This window comes from Mycobacterium paraseoulense (assembly GCF_010731655.1).
GTDB classification, from domain to species: domain Bacteria; phylum Actinomycetota; class Actinomycetes; order Mycobacteriales; family Mycobacteriaceae; genus Mycobacterium; species Mycobacterium paraseoulense.
Window position 1 is genome coordinate 4,933,889 of the sequence record NZ_AP022619.1, and the last position, 19,343, is coordinate 4,953,231.

Consider the following 19,343-nt stretch of genomic DNA (forward strand, 5'->3'; position numbering starts at 1 on the left):
GGGCATTCTCGGATATTAGGTCCTCCGGGTCGTAAAGTGCGGGGATGCAGCTGGTTTCGGCACACTCGACCGAGCTGTTCGTCGGGCCGCCGGATGCGCCGTTGCAGCTGGCCCGCGTCACGGTTTCCGCGGCGGCCGGGCCGACGCCGGTCCGCGTCGAAGGGGACGGTTTGAGCGGGACGGCGGTGGCCGGGGCCGGCGAGGAGGTCGTCGAGGTCCCCGTCAGGGTGGACCGGCCGGTCGCCGGGCAGCGGCGGGCGGCGCGGGCGCTGGCCGGCGGCGCCGCCCAGCCGTTCGCGTTCGTCGTGGCCGAGCCCGGCTGGACCATGTTCATGGTCAGCCACTTCCACTACGACCCGGTGTGGTGGAACACCCAGGGCGCCTACACCAGCGAGTGGACCGAGGACCCGCCGGGGCGCGCCCGGCAGACGAACGGCTTCGAGCTGGTGCACGCCCACCTGGAAATGGCCCGCCGCGAGTCCGAGTACAAGTTCGTGCTGGCCGAGGTCGACTACCTCAAGCCCTATTGGGACACCCGCCCCGAGGACCGCGCCGACCTGCGCCGGTTCATCGCGCAGGGTCGCGTCGAGGTGATGGGCGGCACATACAACGAACCCAACACCAACCTGACCAGCCCGGAAACGACCATTCGAAACCTGGTGCACGGCATGGGTTTTCAGCGTGACGTGCTGGGCGCCGATCCGGCCACGGCCTGGCAGCTGGACGTGTTCGGGCACGATCCGCAATTCCCCGGGCTGGCAGCCGACGCCGGGCTGACGTCGAGCTCGTGGGCCCGGGGCCCGCACCACCAGTGGGGCCCGGCGCTGGGCGGCGGGGACGTCGAGCGGATGCAGTTCAGCAGCGAGTTCGAATGGATCGCGCCGTCGGGCCGCGGCCTGCTCACCCACTACATGCCCGCGCACTACTCGGCGGGCTGGTGGATGGACTCGGCGACGTCGGTGGCCGAGGCCGAGGATGCCACGCTCGAGCTGTTCGAACAGCTCAAGAAGGTCGCGCTGACGCGCAACGTGCTGCTGCCCGTCGGCACCGACTACACGCCGCCGAACAAGTGGGTCACCGCCATCCACCGCGACTGGGCCGCGCGCTACACGTGGCCGCGCTTCGTGTGCGCGCTGCCGCGGGAGTTCTTCGCCGCCGTGCGCGCCGAGCTGGCCGAGCGCGGCCGGGCGCCGTCGCCGCAGACCCGCGACATGAACCCGATCTACACCGGCAAGGACGTGTCCTACATCGACACCAAACAGGCCAACCGCGCGGCGGAGAACGCCGCGCTGGAGGCCGAGCGGTTCGCCGTGTTCGCCGGGCTGCTGACCGGCGCCGAATACCCACAGGCGGCGCTGGCCAAGGCGTGGGTCCAGCTGGCCTACGGGGCGCACCACGACGGGATCACGGGCTCGGAGTCCGACCAGGTCTACCTCGACCTGCTGACCGGGTGGCGCGACGCGTGGGAGCTGGGCCGCGCCACCCGCGACGCCGCGCTGGCGCTGTTGTCCAGCGCGGTCGGCGGTGACGTGATCGTGTGGAACCCGCTGGCGCAGCCGCGCACCGACATCGTGACCGCGCGGCTCGACCCGCCGCCGGGCGCCGGGGTGCGGGTGCTGGACGCGGACGGGCGCGAGCTGCCCGCGCACGTCGAGCACGACGGCCGGTCGGTCACCTGGCTGGCGCGCGACGTGCCGTCGTTGGGCTGGCGGGCCTACCGGCTGGTTCCCGACGCCCGGCCGACCGGCTGGGAACCCGCGCCCGGCCCGGCGATCGCGAACGAGCACTATCGCCTCGAGGTCGACCCGGCGCGCGGCGGGGGAGTCGTATCCCTGGTCTCCGACGGTCGCGAGCTGATCGCCGACGGCCGGGTGGGCAACGAGCTGGCCGTCTACGAGGAATACGCCGCCCACCCGACGCAGGCCGAGGGCCCATGGCACCTGCTGCCCAATGGGCCGGTGGTGTGCTCGTCGGGGTCGAGGGCCCAGGCGCGCGCCTACCACGGCCCGCTGGGGCAGCGGCTCGTCGTCACCGGGCGGATCGGTACGGTGCTGCGCTACACCCAGACCCTGACGCTCTGGCGGGGCGTGCCCCGGGTGGACTGCCGCACCACCATCGACGACTTCACCGGGGCCGACCGCCTGGTGCGGCTGCGCTGGCCGTGCCCCGTGCCCGGCGCCATGCCGGTCAGCGAGGTCGGTGACGCCGTTATCGGGCGGGGATTCGCGCTGCTGCATGACGGGCCCGAATCGGTGGACACCGCGCAGCACCCGTGGACACTGGACAATCCCGCCTACGGCTGGTTCGGGCTGTCGTCGGCGGTGCGGGTCCGGGTGGGCACCCCGCACAGCCGAGCCGTGCGGGCGGTCTCGGTGGCCGAGGTGGTGTCGCCGGACGAGGCGGTGTCGGCGCCGCTGGCGCGCGGGCTGATGGTGGCGCTGGTCCGGGCCGGGGTGACGGCCACCTGCAGCGGCGCGGACAGGCCGCGCTACGGCGACCTCGACGTCGACTCCAACCTGCCCGACGCCCGCATCGCGCTGGGCGGGCCGGCCCGCAACGCCTTCACCAGCGCCGTGCTGGCGCAGGCCGACCCGGTGTACGCCGAAGAGCTCGACCGCCAGCTGGCGGCGGAGGGCCGGGCCAGGGTCTGGGTGCCGGCCGCGACCCCGTTGACCGCGGCGTGGGTGCCCGGCGCCGACCTGCGCGCGGTGCGGGCCTTGCCGGTGCTGGTGATCGCCGGACGCGACGAGGACAGCCTGGCCGCAGCCATCGCCGCGGTGGCCGACGACCTCGGCGACGCCGAAGTCGTCGTGACCCAGCGGGCCCCGGCGGAAACCGGCGAATTCGAGGACCGCACCGTCGCCCTGCTCAACCGCGGGGTGCCCAGCTTCGCCGTCGACGCCGAGGGCACCCTGCACACCGCGCTGCTGCGCTCCTGCACCGGTTGGCCGTCGGGCATCTGGATCGACGAACCGCGGCGCACCGCCCCGGACGGCTCGAACTTCCAGCTCCAGCACTGGACCCACGCCTTCGACTACGCGCTGATCGGCGGGCCGGGCGACTGGCGGCGCGCCGGCATCCCCTCCCGCAGCGCGCAGTTCTCCCACCCGCTGCTCGCCGTCGCCGCCGACCGGGCGGCGGGCGGGCTGCCCGCGTCCGGGTCGCTGTTAACCGTGGAGCCCGCCGACGGGGTGCAGCTGGCCGCGCTCAAGGCTGCGGGCAACCCACTCGCGGCGGGCCGCGCCCGGCCGGTCGACCCCGACACGGTGGCGCTGCGCCTGGTGGAAACCGCGGGGGCGGGCGCCAGCGTCGTGATCGGCTCCGACGTCGGCACGGTCGGCCGCTTGGGCGGCGCCGACCTACTCGAAAACCCGCGCGACGCCGCGCGCCCGCTCGAGCTGCATGGGTATGAGGTGGCCACCGTGCTGGCCCGCATCGAGGTGCCCCGCGCGCCGGCGGCGCCGCACGCGCCGGCCCCGCACGCCGAACCCGCTCAGCCCCTGTACGCGCGGTACTGGCTGCACAACCGGGGCCCCGCGCCGCTCGGCGGGCTGCCCGCCGTCGCCCATCTGCATCCCGCGCGCGTGAGCGCCGAGCCGGGCGACGAGGTCGCGATGCGGCTCACCGCGGCCAGCGACTGCACCGACGCCATCCTGACCGGGACGGTCACCCTGGTCTGCCCGCCGGGGTGGTCGGCCAAGCCCGACGAGCTGCCCCTCACGCTGCGCCGCGGCGACTACCGGGAGGCCGACGTGGCCGTTTCGGTGCCCGCCCGCGCCACGCCGGGCCTGTACCCGGTCCGGGCCCAGCTCCGCGTCACCGGGGAGGGGCTCCCGGCGGCGTGGCGACAGACGGTCGAGGATGTGTGCCTGGTCGAGGTCGGCGCGTGCGAGGAGGCGGAGCCGATCTACCTCGTCGACGGGCCGGCCGACGTGGAGCTGACCGCCGGCGAAACGGGCGCGCTGACCGTCCGGGTGGGCAGCCACGCCGGGGCGGAGCTGGCGCTCGAGGCGCATCTGATCAGCCCGTGGGGCACGTGGGAGTGGCTGGGCCCGGCCGCGGTGGGCGGGGTGCTGCCCGCCCGCGGCGCGGCCGACCTCAGCTTCGAGGTGGCTCCCCCGGACTGGCTGGAGCCGGGACGGTGGTGGGCCCTGATCCGGGTCGGCTGCGCCGGTCGCCTGCTCTACACCCCGGCCGTGCAGGTGAGCGTGACATGAGCGTCATCGCGACGGTTGCCGGGATCGCGCTCCGGGTCGACGAGGTCGACGCGGCCGAGGCGCGTTTGCGCGCCCGACCGGGCGCGGCCGCGTTGCCGGCCCGCGGCACCGGGGAGGGACGCCAGCTGCGGCGCTGGCTGACCCAGCTGATGGTGACCGAGCGGGTCGTCGCCGCCGAGGCCGACGCGCGCGGCCTGAGCGGGCGGGGCGCGCCGAGCGAGGCCGAGCTGCTGCCCGATGCGACGGCCCGCCTGGAGCTCGGCAGCGTCGCCGCGGCGGCGCTGGCCGACCCCCGCGCGCGGGCGCTGTTCGCCGATGTCACCGCCGGGGTGCGGGTCCCCGACGACGAGGTGGCCGCCTACCACGCCCGCAACCCGCTGCGATTCGCCGAACCGCGCCGCGAGGGGCACGGCTGGCGGGTCCCGCCGGTCGCCCCGCCGCTGGACGACGTGCGGCCGGCGATCGCCGACCATCTGCTAGGCGCCGCGCGCCGACGCGCCTTCCGCGTCTGGCTGGACGCGCGGCGGGCCGAGCTGGTGCGGCTCGCTCCGGGCTACGAGCATCCCGGTGACCCCCGCCAACCCGACAACGTCCACCGGCACTGATCGCGATGCTCACCCTCTGCCTGGACATCGGCGGCACCAAGATCGCCGCCGGCCTCGCCGATCCCGACGGCGCGCTGGTGCACACCGCGATCCGCCCGACGCCGCGCGGCGGCACGGCGGAGGAAGTCTGGGCCGCGGTCGCCGCGACGATCGCCGACGCGCTGCGCGCGGCCGGCGGCGCGGTCGCCGCGGTGGGCATCGGCTCGGCCGGTCCGATCGACCTGCACCGCGGAACCGTCAGCCCCATCAACATCGGGGGATGGCAAGGCTTTCCGCTGCGCGACCGGGTGGCGGCCGCGGTGCCGGGCGTGCCCGTACGGCTCGGCGGCGACGGCGTGTGCATGGCGCTGGGTGAGCACTGGCGCGGCGCGGGGCGCGGCGCGGACTTCCTGCTGGGCATGGTGGTGTCCACCGGCGTGGGCGGCGGACTGGTGCTCGGCGGCGTCCCCTACACCGGCCGCACCGGCAACGCCGGTCACGTCGGGCACGTGGTGGTGGAGGACGGCGGTCCGCCCTGCGTGTGCGGCGGTCGCGGCTGTGTCGAGGCCATCGCGTCGGGACCGTCGATGGTGCGCTGGGCGCGGGCCAACGGCTGGTCCGCGCCGCCCGCCGCGGGCGCCCGGGAGCTGGCCGCCGCGGCGGCGGCCGGGGATCGGGTGGCGGCGCAGGCCTTCCGCCGGGGGGCTACTGCGCTCGGGGCCATGATCGCGTCGGTCGGCGCCGTCTGCGACCTTGACCTCGTCATCATCGGGGGTGGCGTGGCCAATGCCGGAAACCTGCTCTTCGACTCGTTGCGAGAGAAGCTGGCCGAGTACGCCAGGCTGGACTTTCTGGCCGGTCTGCGGGTGGTGCCCGCCGAACTCGGCGGCGACGCCGGGCTGGTCGGCGCTGCCCGGCTGGCAGGCCTCGGCTGACCACCGCGGTCAGCTCGGCCGCCACCCCACGGCCGCCGTTTTGGTTGACTGGGGCGGGCCAGGCTATCCTGGTGGCCGATCCACCGAAGACCGTCGGTCACCGAGAAATCGGTTGAAGGTCCGGGAGCATCCCGGCGGCCCACGCAGGAGGACGAGGCAGCAGCGCCGGCACGCGCCGGCGTTTTTCACGCCCCGGCCGCTTCCTGCGCCGGGGCGTACTTCGTTTCCAGGCGTTCCTCTGGTGATCGCAGACGACACGTCGCATGGCTTTCACTTCAGGAGGTATGCATGGCCAGGGCTGACAAAGCCACCGCCGTTGCCGACATCGCCGAGCAGTTCAGGGAGGCGACCGCGACCCTGATCACCGAGTACCGCGGTCTGACCGTGGCCAACCTGGCCGAGCTGCGCCGGTCGCTCAGCGGATCGGCCACCTACTCGGTGGCCAAGAACACGCTGATCAAGCGGGCGGCGTCCGAGGCGGGCGTCGAAGGTCTCGACGAACTGTTCGCCGGGCCCACCGCCATCGCGTTCGTCACCGGGGAGCCGGTCGACGCCGCCAAGGCCATCAAGACCTTCGCCAAGGACAACAAGGCGCTGGTCATCAAGGGCGGCTACATGGACGGCCGCGCCCTTACGGTGGCCGAGGTCGAGCGCATCGCCGACCTGGAATCGCGCGAGGTGCTGCTGGCCAAGCTGGCCGGCGCGATGAAGGGCAACCTCGCCAAGGCGGCCGGCCTGTTCAACGCCCCCGCCTCGCAGGTCGCGCGCCTCGCGGCCGCGCTGCAGGAGAAGAAGGCCGCGGAAGGCCCCGCCCCTGCCGCAGAACCCGCACCAGCGGCGGAAGCCGCCCCGGAACCAGCTTCGGAAACACCCACTGAGGCTCCGGAAGCCCCGGCCGAAGCCGAATAACCCTAACCCCGGAAATCAGGAAGGACCCACACACCATGGCGAAAATGTCTACCGACGACCTGCTCGACGCCTTCAAGGAAATGACCCTGTTGGAGCTCTCCGACTTCGTCAAGAAGTTCGAGGAGACCTTCGAGGTCACCGCGGCCGCTCCGGTCGCCGTCGCCGCGGCCGGCCCGGCCGCCGGTGGCGCCCCCGCCGAGGCCGCCGAGGAACAGTCCGAGTTCGACGTCATCCTCGAGGCCGCCGGCGACAAGAAGATCGGCGTCATCAAGGTGGTCCGCGAGATCGTCTCCGGCCTGGGCCTCAAGGAGGCCAAGGACTTGGTCGACGGCGCTCCCAAGCCGCTGCTGGAGAAGGTCGCCAAGGAGGCCGCCGACGAGGCCAAGGCCAAGCTGGAAGCCGCCGGCGCCACCGTCACCGTCAAGTAGCTCTATGTCGAAAACCCCCGGGACCGACCTGCAACTCCCGGGGGTTTTCGCGTGCTCAGCCCCGCATCGCCGATTGCAGCGATTGCGCCACCCGCTCGGGTGAGTCGCCCAGCGCCACAAGCAGGTTCGAATTCATCGACGCCAGCAGCGGCAGCACGGCGGCGCCGTCGTGACCGTAGTAACCGGCCAGCTCCAGCATCACGAACCCGTGGACCATGGCCCAGAACTGGGCGGCGGTGGCCACCACCGCCGCGTCGTCGTGCGCCGAGCCCGCGTCGATCCGGCCCGCCAGCATGCACCGACGCACCCCCCGCACCACGTGCGCGAAGCTGGGAATGTGCTGGTCGATCTCGGCGACCGTCAGCGTCAACACGTTGCCGGCCGGGGCGTTGATGCCGTGCGCGCTCGTGCTGCCGAACATCAGCCGGTACATGTGCCGGTGCTTGATGGCGTAGCGCCGGTAGGCCGCGCCGGTCGCGAACAGGTCGGCGACCGGGTCGGCGGTCTGCGGCACCGTCAGCGCGGTGTCGAACTGCCGCAGCCCCTCCGCGGCCACCTCGGCGATCAGCCCGCGCATCCCGCCGAAATGCGTGTACACGGCCATGGTCGACGTTCCGGCCGCGCCGGCGACCTTGCGGGTCTGCAGCGCGTCGGGCCCGTGCTCGTTCAGCAGGTCGACCGCGGCGGACAGCATCTCCTCGCGGACGCCGCGCTGCCCGGCGGGCGCCGCACGCGAGCTCGCTTCTGAAGTCATCGTTGCCATCCTCTCATCCGCGGCGTACGGTACCAATAACAACGTCATAACGATGTTATAGGAGCTCAGAAATGACCTCGCTGCAAACCGCCGAAACCTCGAATCCTTATCTGGAGGGCTTGCTGGCGCCGGTGAGCGCCGAAGTGACCGCCACCGATCTGCCGGTCACCGGGCACCTTCCGGAGCACCTCGACGGGCGCTATCTGCGCAACGGGCCCAACCCGGCCGAGGAGGTCGACCCGGCGACCTATCACTGGTTCAGCGGCGACGGGATGGTGCACGGCGTCGCGCTGCGCGACGGCAAGGCCCGGTGGTACCGCAACCGCTGGGTGCGCAGCCTGTCGGTGTGCGCCGCCCTCGGCGAGCCGGTGCCGGGGCGGCTCGATCCGCGGGCGGGCATGCTCTCGCTGGGCGCCAACACCAACGCCCTGACCCACGCCGGACGCACCTTGGCGCTGGTCGAGGGCGGGGTGGCCAACTACGAGTTGACCGACGAGCTGGAAACCATCGGGACGTGCGACTTCGACGGCACCCTGGCCGGCGGCTACACCGCTCACCCGCACCGCGATCCGCGCACCGGCGAATTGCACGCCGTCTCTTACTCATTCGCCCGCGGGCGGACCGTGCAGTACTCGGTGATCGACACCGAGGGCCGCGCCCGTCGCACGGTCGACATCGAGGTCTCCGGGTCGCCGATGATGCACGACTTCTCGCTGACCGACTCCTACGTCGTCGTCTACGACCTGCCGGTGACGTTCGACCCGATGCAGGTGCTGCCGGTCTCAATCCCCCGTTGGCTCGGCCTGCCGGCCCGGCTGGCGATGCAGTCGCTGATCGGGCGCGTGCGGGTCCCTGGCCCGATCAGCGCGATGATGAACCGCAGCCCGAAGCATTCCGACCGGATGCCGTACGCGTGGGACCCCGACTACCCGGCGCGCATCGGGGTGATGCCCCGCGAGGGCGGCAACTCCGACGTCCGCTGGTTCGCCATCGAGCCCTGCTACGTCTACCACCCGCTCAACGCCTACTCCGAGATGCGGAGCGGGGCCGAGGTTTTGGTGCTCGACGTGGTGCGCTACTCGCGGATGTTCGACCGCGACCGGCGCGGGCCCGGCGAGACCTCGCCGACGCTGGACCGCTGGACCGTCAACCTGGCGACGGGCGCGGTGAGCGCCGAATGCCGCGACGATCAGCCGCAGGAATTTCCCCGGATCAACGAGCACCGGCTCGGCGGGGCGCACCGGTTCGGCTACACCGTCGGCGCGTACTTCGCCGGAGGCGCCTCCGCGCTGTACAAGCACGACTACGCGACGGGCGGCCGCGCGGTCGCGCCGCTCGACCCCGACCTTTTGCTCGGCGAGATGTCCTTTGTGCCCAACCCCGGCGCCGGCTCCGAGGACGACGGCATCTTGATGGGCTACGGCTATCACCGCGGCCGCGACGAAGGCCAGCTGGTGTTGCTGGACGCCGCGACGCTCGAGTCGGTGGCTACCGTGCATCTGCCGCAACGGGTGCCGATGGGCTTCCACGGCAATTGGGCGCCCATTGGCTAACGCGCGTTGAATAGGACGCCCGCCGCCCGCGGCGGCGGGATCTCAGGTCAGCCAATTTTTGCCGGCTGTGCCGCGCAACCCTGATGCCGCGCAGCAAGCGTGCGCTACAGTGACTCATGCCACATAAAAGGGCAGGTGGCGGGCTTGAGCGTCGACGGAAGGATCTCCCATGGGTGTCGCTATTGAGGTGAACGGCCTCACGAAGTCCTTCGGGTCGTCGAGGATTTGGGAAGACGTGACGCTGGAGGTCCCCGCGGGCGAGGTCAGCGTCCTGCTGGGGCCGTCGGGTACCGGCAAATCGGTGTTCCTGAAGTCCCTGATCGGTCTGCTGCGCCCGGAGCGCGGCTCGGTCGTCATCGACGGCACCGACATCCTGCAGTGCTCGGCCAAGGAGCTCTACGAGATCCGCACGCTGTTCGGCGTGATGTTCCAGGACGGCGCCCTGTTCGGTTCGATGAACCTCTTCGACAACGCCGCCTTCCCGCTGCGCGAGCACACCAAGAAGAAGGAAGGCGAGATCCGTGACATCGTCATGGAGAAGCTGACCATGGTCGGTCTGGGGGGCGACGAGAAGAAGTTCCCCGGTGAGATCTCCGGCGGTATGCGCAAGCGCGCCAGCCTGGCCCGCGCCCTGGTGATGGACCCGCAGATCATCCTCTGCGACGAGCCGGACTCGGGTCTGGACCCCGTACGCACCGCCTACCTGAGCCAGCTGATCCTCGACATCAACGCCCAGATCGACGCCACCGTCCTGATCGTCACGCACAACATCAACATCGCCCGCACCGTGCCGGACAACATGGGCATGCTCTTCCGCCGCAAGCTGGTCATGTTCGGCCCGCGCGAGGTGCTGCTGACCAGCGACGAGCCGGTCGTGCGGCAATTCCTCAACGGCCGCCGCATCGGGCCGATCGGCATGTCCGAGGAGAAGGACGAGTCGACCATGGCCGAAGAGCAGGCCGCCCTCGAGGCCGGCCAGCACGCCGGTGGTGTGGAGGAGATCGAAGGGGTGCCGCCGCAGATCGTCGCGTCGCCGGGGATGCCGGAGCGCAAGGCCGTCGCCCGGCGCCAGGCGCGGGTGCGTGAGATTCTGCACACCCTGCCGCAAAAGGCGCAGGCCGCGATCATCGACGACATGGAGGGAACCCACAAGTACCGGGCGCACGAGGTCGGCGACTAGCCCGACCGGCCCGGGGTTTCGCGATAACTTCGCGTAACTTGGCGGCCCGTCCTCTTGACGACGGCGCGTAAACGGGTCAGTCTGTTGGGCAGCATGTATCCAGTGGAGAGTCGAAGTGCCAGCCAGCGCCGATGTCCCTGGACTGCCTGTGCTGGACAGTTGAGGAATGCGCCGTCCTACGCTATTGTTGGACGTTGCGCTGGCTACCTCCTGCCCACCTCACCCGCCACTTGACACTGTGGTCTAAGCCTGAGCCCCCTCTAGCGGCTTAGTTCTTTAGTTGTGCGCGTGAGATTCGGACAGATCGTTCGCCGGCCGAACCGACACAATTCGCGGCGAACGCAACCGGTGGTTCCGGTCTTCGTGAGTCGCACGAGGTGCTGGAAGGATGCATCTTGGCTGATTCTCGCCAGAGCAAAACGGATCGCCCACAAAGTTCCTCTCATGGAAGTTCCTTAAACGGCTCCGTGCCCGGAGCGCCCAACCGAGTTTCCTTCGCCAAGCTCCGCGAACCGCTCGAGGTTCCCGGCCTGCTCGACGTGCAGATCGACTCCTTCGAGTGGTTGATCGGCTCGCCGCGTTGGCGTGCGGCCGCCACCGATCGTGGCGAGCCCAGCCCGGTCGGCGGCCTCGAAGAGGTGCTCTACGAGCTCTCGCCGATCGAGGACTTCTCCGGCTCGATGTCGCTGTCGTTCTCCGACCCCCGCTTCGACGAGGTCAAGGCGCCGGTCGACGAGTGCAAAGACAAGGACATGACGTACGCGGCCCCGTTGTTCGTCACGGCCGAGTTCATCAACAACAACACCGGCGAGATCAAGAGCCAGACGGTGTTCATGGGTGACTTCCCGATGATGACGGAGAAGGGCACCTTCATCATCAACGGCACCGAGCGCGTGGTCGTCAGCCAGCTGGTGCGCTCGCCCGGCGTGTACTTCGACGAGACCATCGACAAGTCCACCGAGAAGCTGTTGCACAGCGTCAAGGTGATCCCCAGCCGCGGTGCGTGGCTGGAGTTCGACGTCGACAAGCGCGACACCGTCGGCGTGCGCATCGACCGCAAGCGCCGGCAGCCGGTCACCGTGCTGCTCAAGGCGCTCGGCTGGACCAACGAGCGGATCCACGAGCGGTTCGGCTTCTCCGAGATCATGATGGGGACGCTGGAAAAGGACAACACCGCCGGCACCGACGAGGCGCTGCTGGACATCTACCGCAAGCTGCGTCCGGGCGAACCGCCGACCAAGGAGTCCGCGCAGACGCTGCTGGAGAACCTGTTCTTCAAGGAGAAGCGCTACGACCTGGCTCGCGTCGGCCGCTACAAGGTCAACAAGAAGCTGGGCCTGCACGCCGGCGAGCCGATCACGTCGTCGACGCTGACCGAGGAAGACGTCGTCGCCACCATCGAATACCTGGTGCGCCTGCACCACGCCCGTACGGATGGCCAGGCCGCTGTCATGACTGTCCCCGGTGGCATCGAGGTGCCGGTGGAGACCGACGACATCGACCACTTCGGCAACCGCCGGCTGCGTACCGTCGGCGAGTTGATCCAGAACCAGATTCGGGTCGGCATGTCCCGGATGGAGCGGGTGGTCCGCGAGCGGATGACCACTCAGGACGTCGAGGCGATCACGCCGCAGACGCTGATCAACATCCGCCCGGTGGTCGCCGCGATCAAGGAGTTCTTCGGCACCAGCCAGCTCTCGCAGTTCATGGACCAGAACAACCCGCTGTCGGGGCTCACCCACAAGCGCCGCCTGTCGGCGCTGGGCCCGGGTGGTCTGTCCCGTGAGCGGGCCGGCCTGGAGGTCCGTGACGTGCACCCGTCGCACTACGGCCGGATGTGCCCGATCGAGACCCCCGAGGGTCCCAACATCGGTCTGATCGGCTCCCTGTCGGTATACGCGCGGGTCAACCCGTTCGGCTTCATCGAGACGCCCTACCGCAAGGTGGTCGACGGTGTGGTCACCGACGAGATCCACTACCTGACCGCCGACGAGGAGGACCGCCACGTCGTGGCGCAGGCCAACTCGCCGCTCGCCGAAGACGGCCGGTTCGCGGAGGCCCGCGTCCTGGTCCGCCGCAAGGCGGGCGAGGTCGAGTACGTGCCGTCGTCCGAGGTGGACTACATGGACGTGTCGCCGCGCCAGATGGTGTCGGTGGCCACGGCCATGATCCCGTTCCTCGAGCACGACGACGCCAACCGTGCCCTGATGGGCGCCAACATGCAGCGCCAGGCGGTTCCGCTGGTGCGCAGCGAGGCGCCGCTGGTGGGTACCGGGATGGAGCTGCGCGCCGCGATCGACGCCGGCGACGTGGTGGTGGCCGACAAGGCCGGGGTGATCGAGGAGGTGTCCGCCGACTACATCACCGTGATGGCCGACGACGGCACCCGGCACACCTACCGGATGCGCAAGTTCGAGCGCTCCAACCACGGCACGTGCGCCAACCAGTCGCCGATCGTCGACGCGGGCGACCGGGTCGAGGCGGGCCAGGTGATCGCCGACGGGCCGTGCACCGAGAACGGTGAGATGGCGCTGGGCAAGAACCTGCTCGTGGCGATCATGCCGTGGGAGGGCCACAACTACGAGGACGCGATCATCCTGTCCAACCGCCTGGTTGAGGAGGACGTGCTCACCTCGATCCACATCGAGGAGCACGAGATCGACGCCCGCGACACCAAGCTGGGCGCCGAGGAGATCACCCGGGACATCCCGAACGTCTCCGACGAGGTGCTCGCCGACCTCGACGAGCGCGGCATCGTCCGCATCGGCGCCGAGGTCCGCGACGGCGACATCCTGGTCGGCAAGGTCACCCCGAAGGGTGAGACCGAGCTGACCCCGGAGGAGCGGCTACTGCGCGCCATCTTCGGCGAGAAGGCCCGCGAGGTGCGCGACACCTCGCTGAAGGTGCCGCACGGCGAGTCCGGCAAGGTCATCGGCATCCGGGTGTTCTCCCGCGAGGACGACGACGAGCTGCCCGCCGGTGTCAACGAGCTGGTCCGCGTGTACGTGGCCCAGAAGCGGAAGATCTCCGACGGCGACAAGCTCGCCGGCCGGCACGGGAACAAGGGCGTGATCGGCAAGATCCTGCCCGTCGAGGACATGCCGTTCCTTCCGGACGGGACCCCGGTGGACATCATCCTGAACACGCACGGTGTGCCGCGACGGATGAACATCGGCCAGATCCTGGAGACCCACCTCGGATGGGTGGCCAAGTCCGGCTGGAACATCGACGGTTCACCCGAGTGGGCGGCCAACCTGCCCGAGGATCTGCTGCACGCGCAGCCGAACCAGATCGTGTCGACACCGGTGTTCGACGGCGCCAAGGAGGAGGAGCTGCAGGGCATGCTGTCGTGCACGCTGCCCAACCGCGACGGCGAGGTCATGGTGGACGGTGACGGCAAGGCGGTGCTCTTCGACGGCCGCAGCGGTGAGCCGTTCCCGTACCCGGTGACCGTCGGCTACATGTACATCATGAAGCTGCACCACCTGGTGGACGACAAGATCCACGCCCGCTCCACCGGCCCGTACTCGATGATCACCCAGCAGCCGCTGGGTGGTAAGGCGCAGTTCGGTGGCCAGCGGTTCGGTGAGATGGAGTGCTGGGCCATGCAGGCCTACGGCGCCGCGTACACACTGCAGGAGCTGTTGACCATCAAGTCCGACGACACGGTCGGCCGGGTCAAGGTGTACGAGGCGATCGTCAAGGGCGAGAACATCCCGGAGCCGGGCATCCCCGAGTCGTTCAAGGTGTTGCTCAAGGAGCTGCAGTCGCTGTGCCTGAACGTCGAGGTGCTCTCGTCGGACGGGGCGGCGATCGAATTGCGCGAAGGCGAGGACGAGGACCTCGAGCGGGCTGCGGCCAACTTGGGAATCAACCTGTCGCGCAACGAATCCGCCTCTGTTGAGGACCTGGCTTAATCAGTTTTAGTTACTAAACCCGCAAGGGGAAAGGGAGTTACGTGCTCGACGTCAACTTCTTCGATGAACTTCGCATTGGCCTGGCCACCGCGGAGGACATCAGGCAATGGTCTTACGGCGAGGTCAAGAAGCCGGAGACGATCAACTACCGCACGCTGAAGCCGGAGAAGGACGGCCTGTTCTGCGAGAAGATCTTCGGACCGACTCGCGACTGGGAGTGCTACTGCGGCAAGTACAAGCGCGTCCGCTTCAAGGGCATCATCTGTGAGCGCTGCGGCGTCGAGGTGACCCGCGCCAAGGTCCGCCGCGAGCGGATGGGTCACATCGAGCTGGCCGCGCCCGTCACGCACATCTGGTACTTCAAGGGTGTGCCGAGCCGGCTCGGTTACCTGCTCGACCTGGCCCCGAAGGATCTCGAGAAGATCATCTACTTCGCGGCGTACGTGATCACGTCGGTCGACGACGAGATGCGGCACAACGAGCTGTCCACGCTCGAGGCCGAAATGATGGTGGAGCGCAAGGCCGTTGAGGACCAGCGCGATGCCGACCTGGAGGCCCGCGCGCAGAAGCTCGAGGCCGACCTGGCCGAGCTGGAGGCCGAGGGCGCCAAGGCCGACGCCCGCCGCAAGGTGCGCGACGGCGGCGAGCGGGAGATGCGCCAGCTCCGTGACCGGGCCCAGCGTGAGCTGGACCGGCTGGAGGACATCTGGAGCACCTTCACCAAGCTGGCCCCCAAGCAGCTGATCGTCGACGAGAACCTCTACCGCGAGCTCGTCGACCGCTACGGTGAGTACTTCACCGGCGCGATGGGCGCGGAGTCGATCCAGAAGCTGATCGAGAACTTCGACATCGACGCCGAGGCCGAGATCCTGCGTGACGTCATCCGAAACGGCAAGGGGCAGAAGAAGCTTCGTGCGCTCAAGCGGCTCAAGGTGGTCGCGGCCTTCCAGCAGTCGGGCAACTCGCCGATGGGTATGGTGCTCGACGCGGTGCCGGTCATCCCGCCGGAGCTGCGTCCGATGGTGCAGCTCGACGGTGGCCGGTTCGCCACGTCCGACCTGAATGACCTGTACCGCCGCGTGATCAACCGCAACAACCGCCTCAAGAGGCTGATCGACCTCGGTGCGCCCGAGATCATCGTCAACAACGAGAAGCGGATGCTGCAGGAGTCCGTCGACGCGCTGTTCGACAACGGCCGCCGTGGCCGCCCGGTCACGGGGCCGGGCAACCGTCCGCTGAAGTCGCTGTCGGATCTGCTCAAGGGCAAGCAGGGCCGGTTCCGCCAGAACCTGCTCGGTAAGCGCGTCGACTACTCGGGCCGCAGCGTCATCGTGGTCGGCCCGCAGCTCAAGCTGCACCAGTGCGGCCTGCCCAAGCTGATGGCGCTGGAGCTGTTCAAGCCGTTCGTGATGAAGCGGCTCGTCGACCTCAACCACGCGCAGAACATCAAGAGCGCCAAGCGAATGGTGGAGCGGCAGCGTCCCCAGGTGTGGGACGTCCTCGAAGAGGTCATCGCCGAGCACCCGGTGCTGCTGAACCGCGCACCCACCCTGCACCGGCTGGGCATCCAGGCCTTCGAGCCGATGCTGGTGGAGGGCAAGGCAATTCAGCTGCACCCGTTGGTGTGTGAGGCGTTCAACGCCGACTTCGACGGTGACCAGATGGCGGTGCACCTGCCGCTCTCCGCGGAGGCGCAGGCCGAGGCGCGCATCCTGATGCTGTCGAGCAACAACATCCTGTCGCCGGCGTCCGGCCGTCCGCTGGCCATGCCGCGTCTGGACATGGTGACCGGGCTGTACTTCCTGACCACCGAGGTGGACGGCGACAAGGGCGAATTCCGGGCGGCCGCCAAGGATCAGCCGGAGGTTGGCGTGTACTCCTCGCCGTCCGAGGCGATCATGGCCGCCGACCGCGGCGTGCTGTCGGTGCGGGCCAAGATCAAGGTGCGGCTGACGCAGCTGCGTCCGCCCGCCGAGATCGAGGCGGAGCTGTTCGGTGCAAACGGCTGGCAGCCGGGCGACGCCTGGATGGCCGAGACCACGCTGGGCCGGGTGCTGTTCAACGAGCTGCTGCCGGTGGGCTACCCGTTCGTGAACAAGCAGATGCACAAGAAGGTGCAGGCCGCCATCATCAACGACCTGGCCGAGCGCTACCCGATGATCGTGGTCGCGCAGACCGTGGACAAGCTGAAGGACGCCGGCTTCTACTGGGCGACCCGCAGCGGTGTCACCGTGTCGATGGCCGACGTGCTGGTCCCGCCGCGCAAGAAGGAGATCCTCGACCACTACGAGGAGCGGGCGGAGAAGGTCGAAAAGCAGTTCCAGCGTGGCGCTTTGAACCACGACGAGCGCAACGAGGCGCTGGTGGAGATCTGGAAGGAAGCCACCGACGAGGTCGGTCAGGCGCTGCGCGAGCACTACCCCAGCGACAACCCGATCATCACGATCGTCGACTCGGGTGCCACGGGTAACTTCACCCAGACCCGGACGCTGGCCGGCATGAAGGGCCTGGTGACCAACCCGAAGGGTGAGTTCATCCCGCGTCCGGTCAAGTCGTCGTTCCGCGAGGGCCTGACCGTGCTGGAGTACTTCATCAACACGCACGGCGCCCGAAAGGGCTTGGCGGACACCGCGTTGCGCACCGCCGACTCGGGTTACCTGACCCGTCGTCTGGTGGACGTGAGCCAGGACGTCATCGTCCGCGAGCACGACTGCGAGACCGAGCGGGGCATCGTCGTCGAGCTGGCCGAGCGCCAGCCGGACGGCACCCTGATCCGCGACCCGTACATCGAAACCTCGGCGTACGCGCGGACTTTGGGTACCGACGCGGTCGACGAGGCCGGCAACGTCGTCGTCGCGCGCGGCGAGGACCTGGGTGACCCGGAGATCGACGCCCTGCTGGCGGCCGGTATCACGCAGGTCAAGGTGCGCTCGGTGCTGACGTGCACCACCGGCACCGGCGTGTGCGCGACCTGCTACGGGCGCTCCATGGCGACCGGAAAGCTGGTCGACATCGGCGAGGCCGTCGGCATCGTCGCGGCCCAGTCCATCGGTGAGCCCGGCACGCAGCTGACCATGCGTACCTTCCACCAGGGTGGTGTCGGTGAGGACATCACCGGCGGTCTGCCGCGGGTGCAGGAGCTGTTCGAGGCCCGCGTGCCGCGCGGTAAGGCGCCGATCGCCGACGTCACCGGGCGGGTGCAGCTGGAGGAGGGCGAGCGGTTCTACAAGATCACCATCGTTCCCGACGACGGGAGCGAGGAGGTCGTGTACGACAAGCTGTCCAAGCGCCAGCGGCTGCGCGTGTTCAAGCACGAGGACGGCTCCGAGCGGGTGCTGTCCGACGGCGACCACGTCGAGGTGGGCCAGCAGCTGATGGAAGGCTCGGCCGACCCGCACGAGGTGCTGCGCGTGCAGGGTCCCCGCGAGGTGCAGATCCACCTGGTCCGCGAGGTCCAGGAGGTCTACCGCGCCCAGGGTGTGTCGATCCACGACAAGCACATCGAGGTGATCGTTCGCCAGATGCTGCGCCGCGTCACCATCATCGACTCGGGTGCGACGGAGTTCCTGCCCGGCTCGCTGATCGACCGCGCGGAGTTCGAGGCCGAGAACCGCCGGGTGGTGGCCGAGGGCGGCGAGCCCGCCGCCGGACGTCCGGTGCTGATGGGTATCACGAAGGCGAGCCTCGCCACCGACTCGTGGCTGAGTGCGGCGTCGTTCCAGGAGACCACGCGAGTGCTGACCGATGCAGCCATCAACTGCCGCAGCGACAAGCTCAACGGTCTGAAGGAGAACGTGATCATCGGAAAGCTGATCCCGGCCGGTACCGGCATCAACCGGTACCGCAACATCCAGGTGCAGCCGACCGAGGAGGCCCGGGCCGCCGCGTACACGATCCCGTCCTACGAGGATCAGTACTACAGCCCGGACTTCGGCCAGGCGACCGGCGCCGCGGTTCCGCTGGACGACTACGGCTACAGCGACTACCGCTAACCAAGAACGAAAAAGCCCCGGGTTCGCCCGGGGCTTTTTCGTTTGGTTCCCCGAGTGTGCGGCCAGCTTCACGTTCGGCGGGGCGTGTCCGCGCCCCGCACTACACTGGCCACGTGCTCATCGGCTCGCACGTCCGCAACGACGACCCGCTGGCCGCCGCGCAGACCGACGGCGCCGACGTGGTCCAGTTCTTCCTGTCCAACCCGCAGAGCTGGAAGAAACCGAAGCCCCGCGAGGACGCCGAGGCGCTGAAGGCGTCCACCATCCCGCTCTACGTGCACGCGCCGTATCTGATCAACGTGGCGTCGGCCAACAACCGCATCCGGATCCCGTCGCGCAAGATCCTGCAGGACACCTGCGACGCCGCGGCGGAGATCGACGCGACCGCGGTGATCGTGCACGGCGGCCACGCCGACGACGACGACATGGAGGCCGGCTTCGAGCGGTGGGTCAAGGCGCTGGACTACCTGGAAACCGACGTGCAGGTGTATCTGGAGAACACCGCCGGCGGCGACCACGCGATGGCCCGCCACTTCGACACCATCGGCAGGCTGTGGGATCACATCGGCGCCAAGGGGATCGGGTTCTGCCTGGACACCTGCCACGCCTGGGCCGCGGGGGAGCAGCTGATCGACGCGGTGGACCGGATCAAGGCGCTGACCGGGCGCATCGACCTGGTGCACTGCAACGACTCGAGGGACGCGGCCGGCTCGGGCGCCGACCGGCACGCCAACTTCGGCACCGGCCAGATCGACCCCGAACTGCTGGCGGCGGTCGTCAACGCCGCCGGAGCGCCGGTCATCTGCGAAACCGCCGACGAGGGCCGCAAGGACGACATCGCGTTCCTGCGGGAAAAGACCAACGGCTGAGTCAC

Annotated in this window: 11 protein-coding genes; 10 read left to right on the forward strand and 1 reads right to left on the reverse strand. The window is 69.7% G+C overall.

All coding sequences use genetic code 11. From position 1 onward, the window contains the following. Window positions 1–44 precede the first annotated feature (44 nt). The 5 genes from G6N51_RS23000 to rplL all read left to right on the forward strand — a co-directional run bounded on the left by G6N51_RS23000 (window position 45) and on the right by rplL (window position 7,073). Window positions 45–4,217, forward strand: a complete 4,173-nt coding sequence (locus tag G6N51_RS23000; RefSeq protein ID WP_083171609.1) for a glycoside hydrolase family 38 N-terminal domain-containing protein — start codon at window positions 45–47, stop codon at window positions 4,215–4,217. Next, a complete protein-coding gene (locus tag G6N51_RS23005) occupies window positions 4,214–4,822 on the forward strand; it encodes a DUF7158 domain-containing protein (protein WP_083171608.1) in 609 nt (202 codons plus the stop codon). The genes G6N51_RS23000 and G6N51_RS23005 overlap by 4 nt, the downstream gene beginning before the upstream one ends. Window positions 4,823–4,827: 5 nt before the next feature. Beyond that, window positions 4,828–5,736, forward strand: coding sequence for an ROK family protein (locus tag G6N51_RS23010; RefSeq protein WP_083171607.1), 909 nt, complete (start codon window positions 4,828–4,830; stop codon window positions 5,734–5,736). Between the two features lie 288 nt (window positions 5,737–6,024). Then, on the forward strand, window positions 6,025–6,645 hold the full coding sequence (rplJ, locus tag G6N51_RS23015; RefSeq protein WP_083171606.1) for a 50S ribosomal protein L10: 621 nt from the start codon (window positions 6,025–6,027) through the stop codon (window positions 6,643–6,645). A gap of 35 nt (window positions 6,646–6,680) precedes the next feature. Then, window positions 6,681–7,073 carry a 50S ribosomal protein L7/L12 gene (gene rplL, locus G6N51_RS23020; protein ID WP_007167798.1) on the forward strand — a complete coding sequence of 131 codons (393 nt, stop codon included), beginning with the start codon at window positions 6,681–6,683 and terminating at the stop codon, window positions 7,071–7,073. Window positions 7,074–7,128: 55 nt separating this feature from the next. Here the strand turns inward: rplL and G6N51_RS23025 are convergent, their stop codons facing one another. Next, window positions 7,129–7,836: a TetR/AcrR family transcriptional regulator gene (locus tag G6N51_RS23025; protein ID WP_372510084.1), complete on the reverse strand. Its 708-nt coding sequence runs from the start codon at window positions 7,834–7,836 to the stop codon at window positions 7,129–7,131. 62 nt (window positions 7,837–7,898) lie between these two features. Between G6N51_RS23025 and G6N51_RS23030 the strand changes: the two genes are divergently transcribed. The 5 genes from G6N51_RS23030 (at window position 7,899) to G6N51_RS23050 (ending at window position 19,338) form a co-directional block, all read left to right on the forward strand. Further along, complete coding sequence (locus tag G6N51_RS23030; protein ID WP_083171605.1) at window positions 7,899–9,380, forward strand: carotenoid oxygenase family protein; 1,482 nt, start codon at window positions 7,899–7,901, stop codon at window positions 9,378–9,380. Between the two features lie 169 nt (window positions 9,381–9,549). Continuing rightward, window positions 9,550–10,560 carry an ABC transporter ATP-binding protein gene (locus G6N51_RS23035; RefSeq protein ID WP_083171604.1) on the forward strand — a complete coding sequence of 337 codons (1,011 nt, stop codon included), beginning with the start codon at window positions 9,550–9,552 and terminating at the stop codon, window positions 10,558–10,560. Window positions 10,561–10,955: 395 nt separating this feature from the next. After that, window positions 10,956–14,477 carry a DNA-directed RNA polymerase subunit beta gene (gene rpoB, locus G6N51_RS23040; RefSeq protein ID WP_142274924.1) on the forward strand — a complete coding sequence of 1,174 codons (3,522 nt, stop codon included), beginning with the start codon at window positions 10,956–10,958 and terminating at the stop codon, window positions 14,475–14,477. A gap of 41 nt (window positions 14,478–14,518) precedes the next feature. After that, window positions 14,519–18,469 (forward strand): DNA-directed RNA polymerase subunit beta', encoded by a 3,951-nt coding sequence (locus tag G6N51_RS23045; protein WP_083171602.1) that lies wholly within the window; start codon window positions 14,519–14,521, stop codon window positions 18,467–18,469. A 113-nt stretch (window positions 18,470–18,582) separates the two neighbouring features. Next, window positions 18,583–19,338: a deoxyribonuclease IV gene (locus G6N51_RS23050; protein WP_083171601.1), complete on the forward strand. Its 756-nt coding sequence runs from the start codon at window positions 18,583–18,585 to the stop codon at window positions 19,336–19,338. Window positions 19,339–19,343 lie beyond the last annotated feature (5 nt).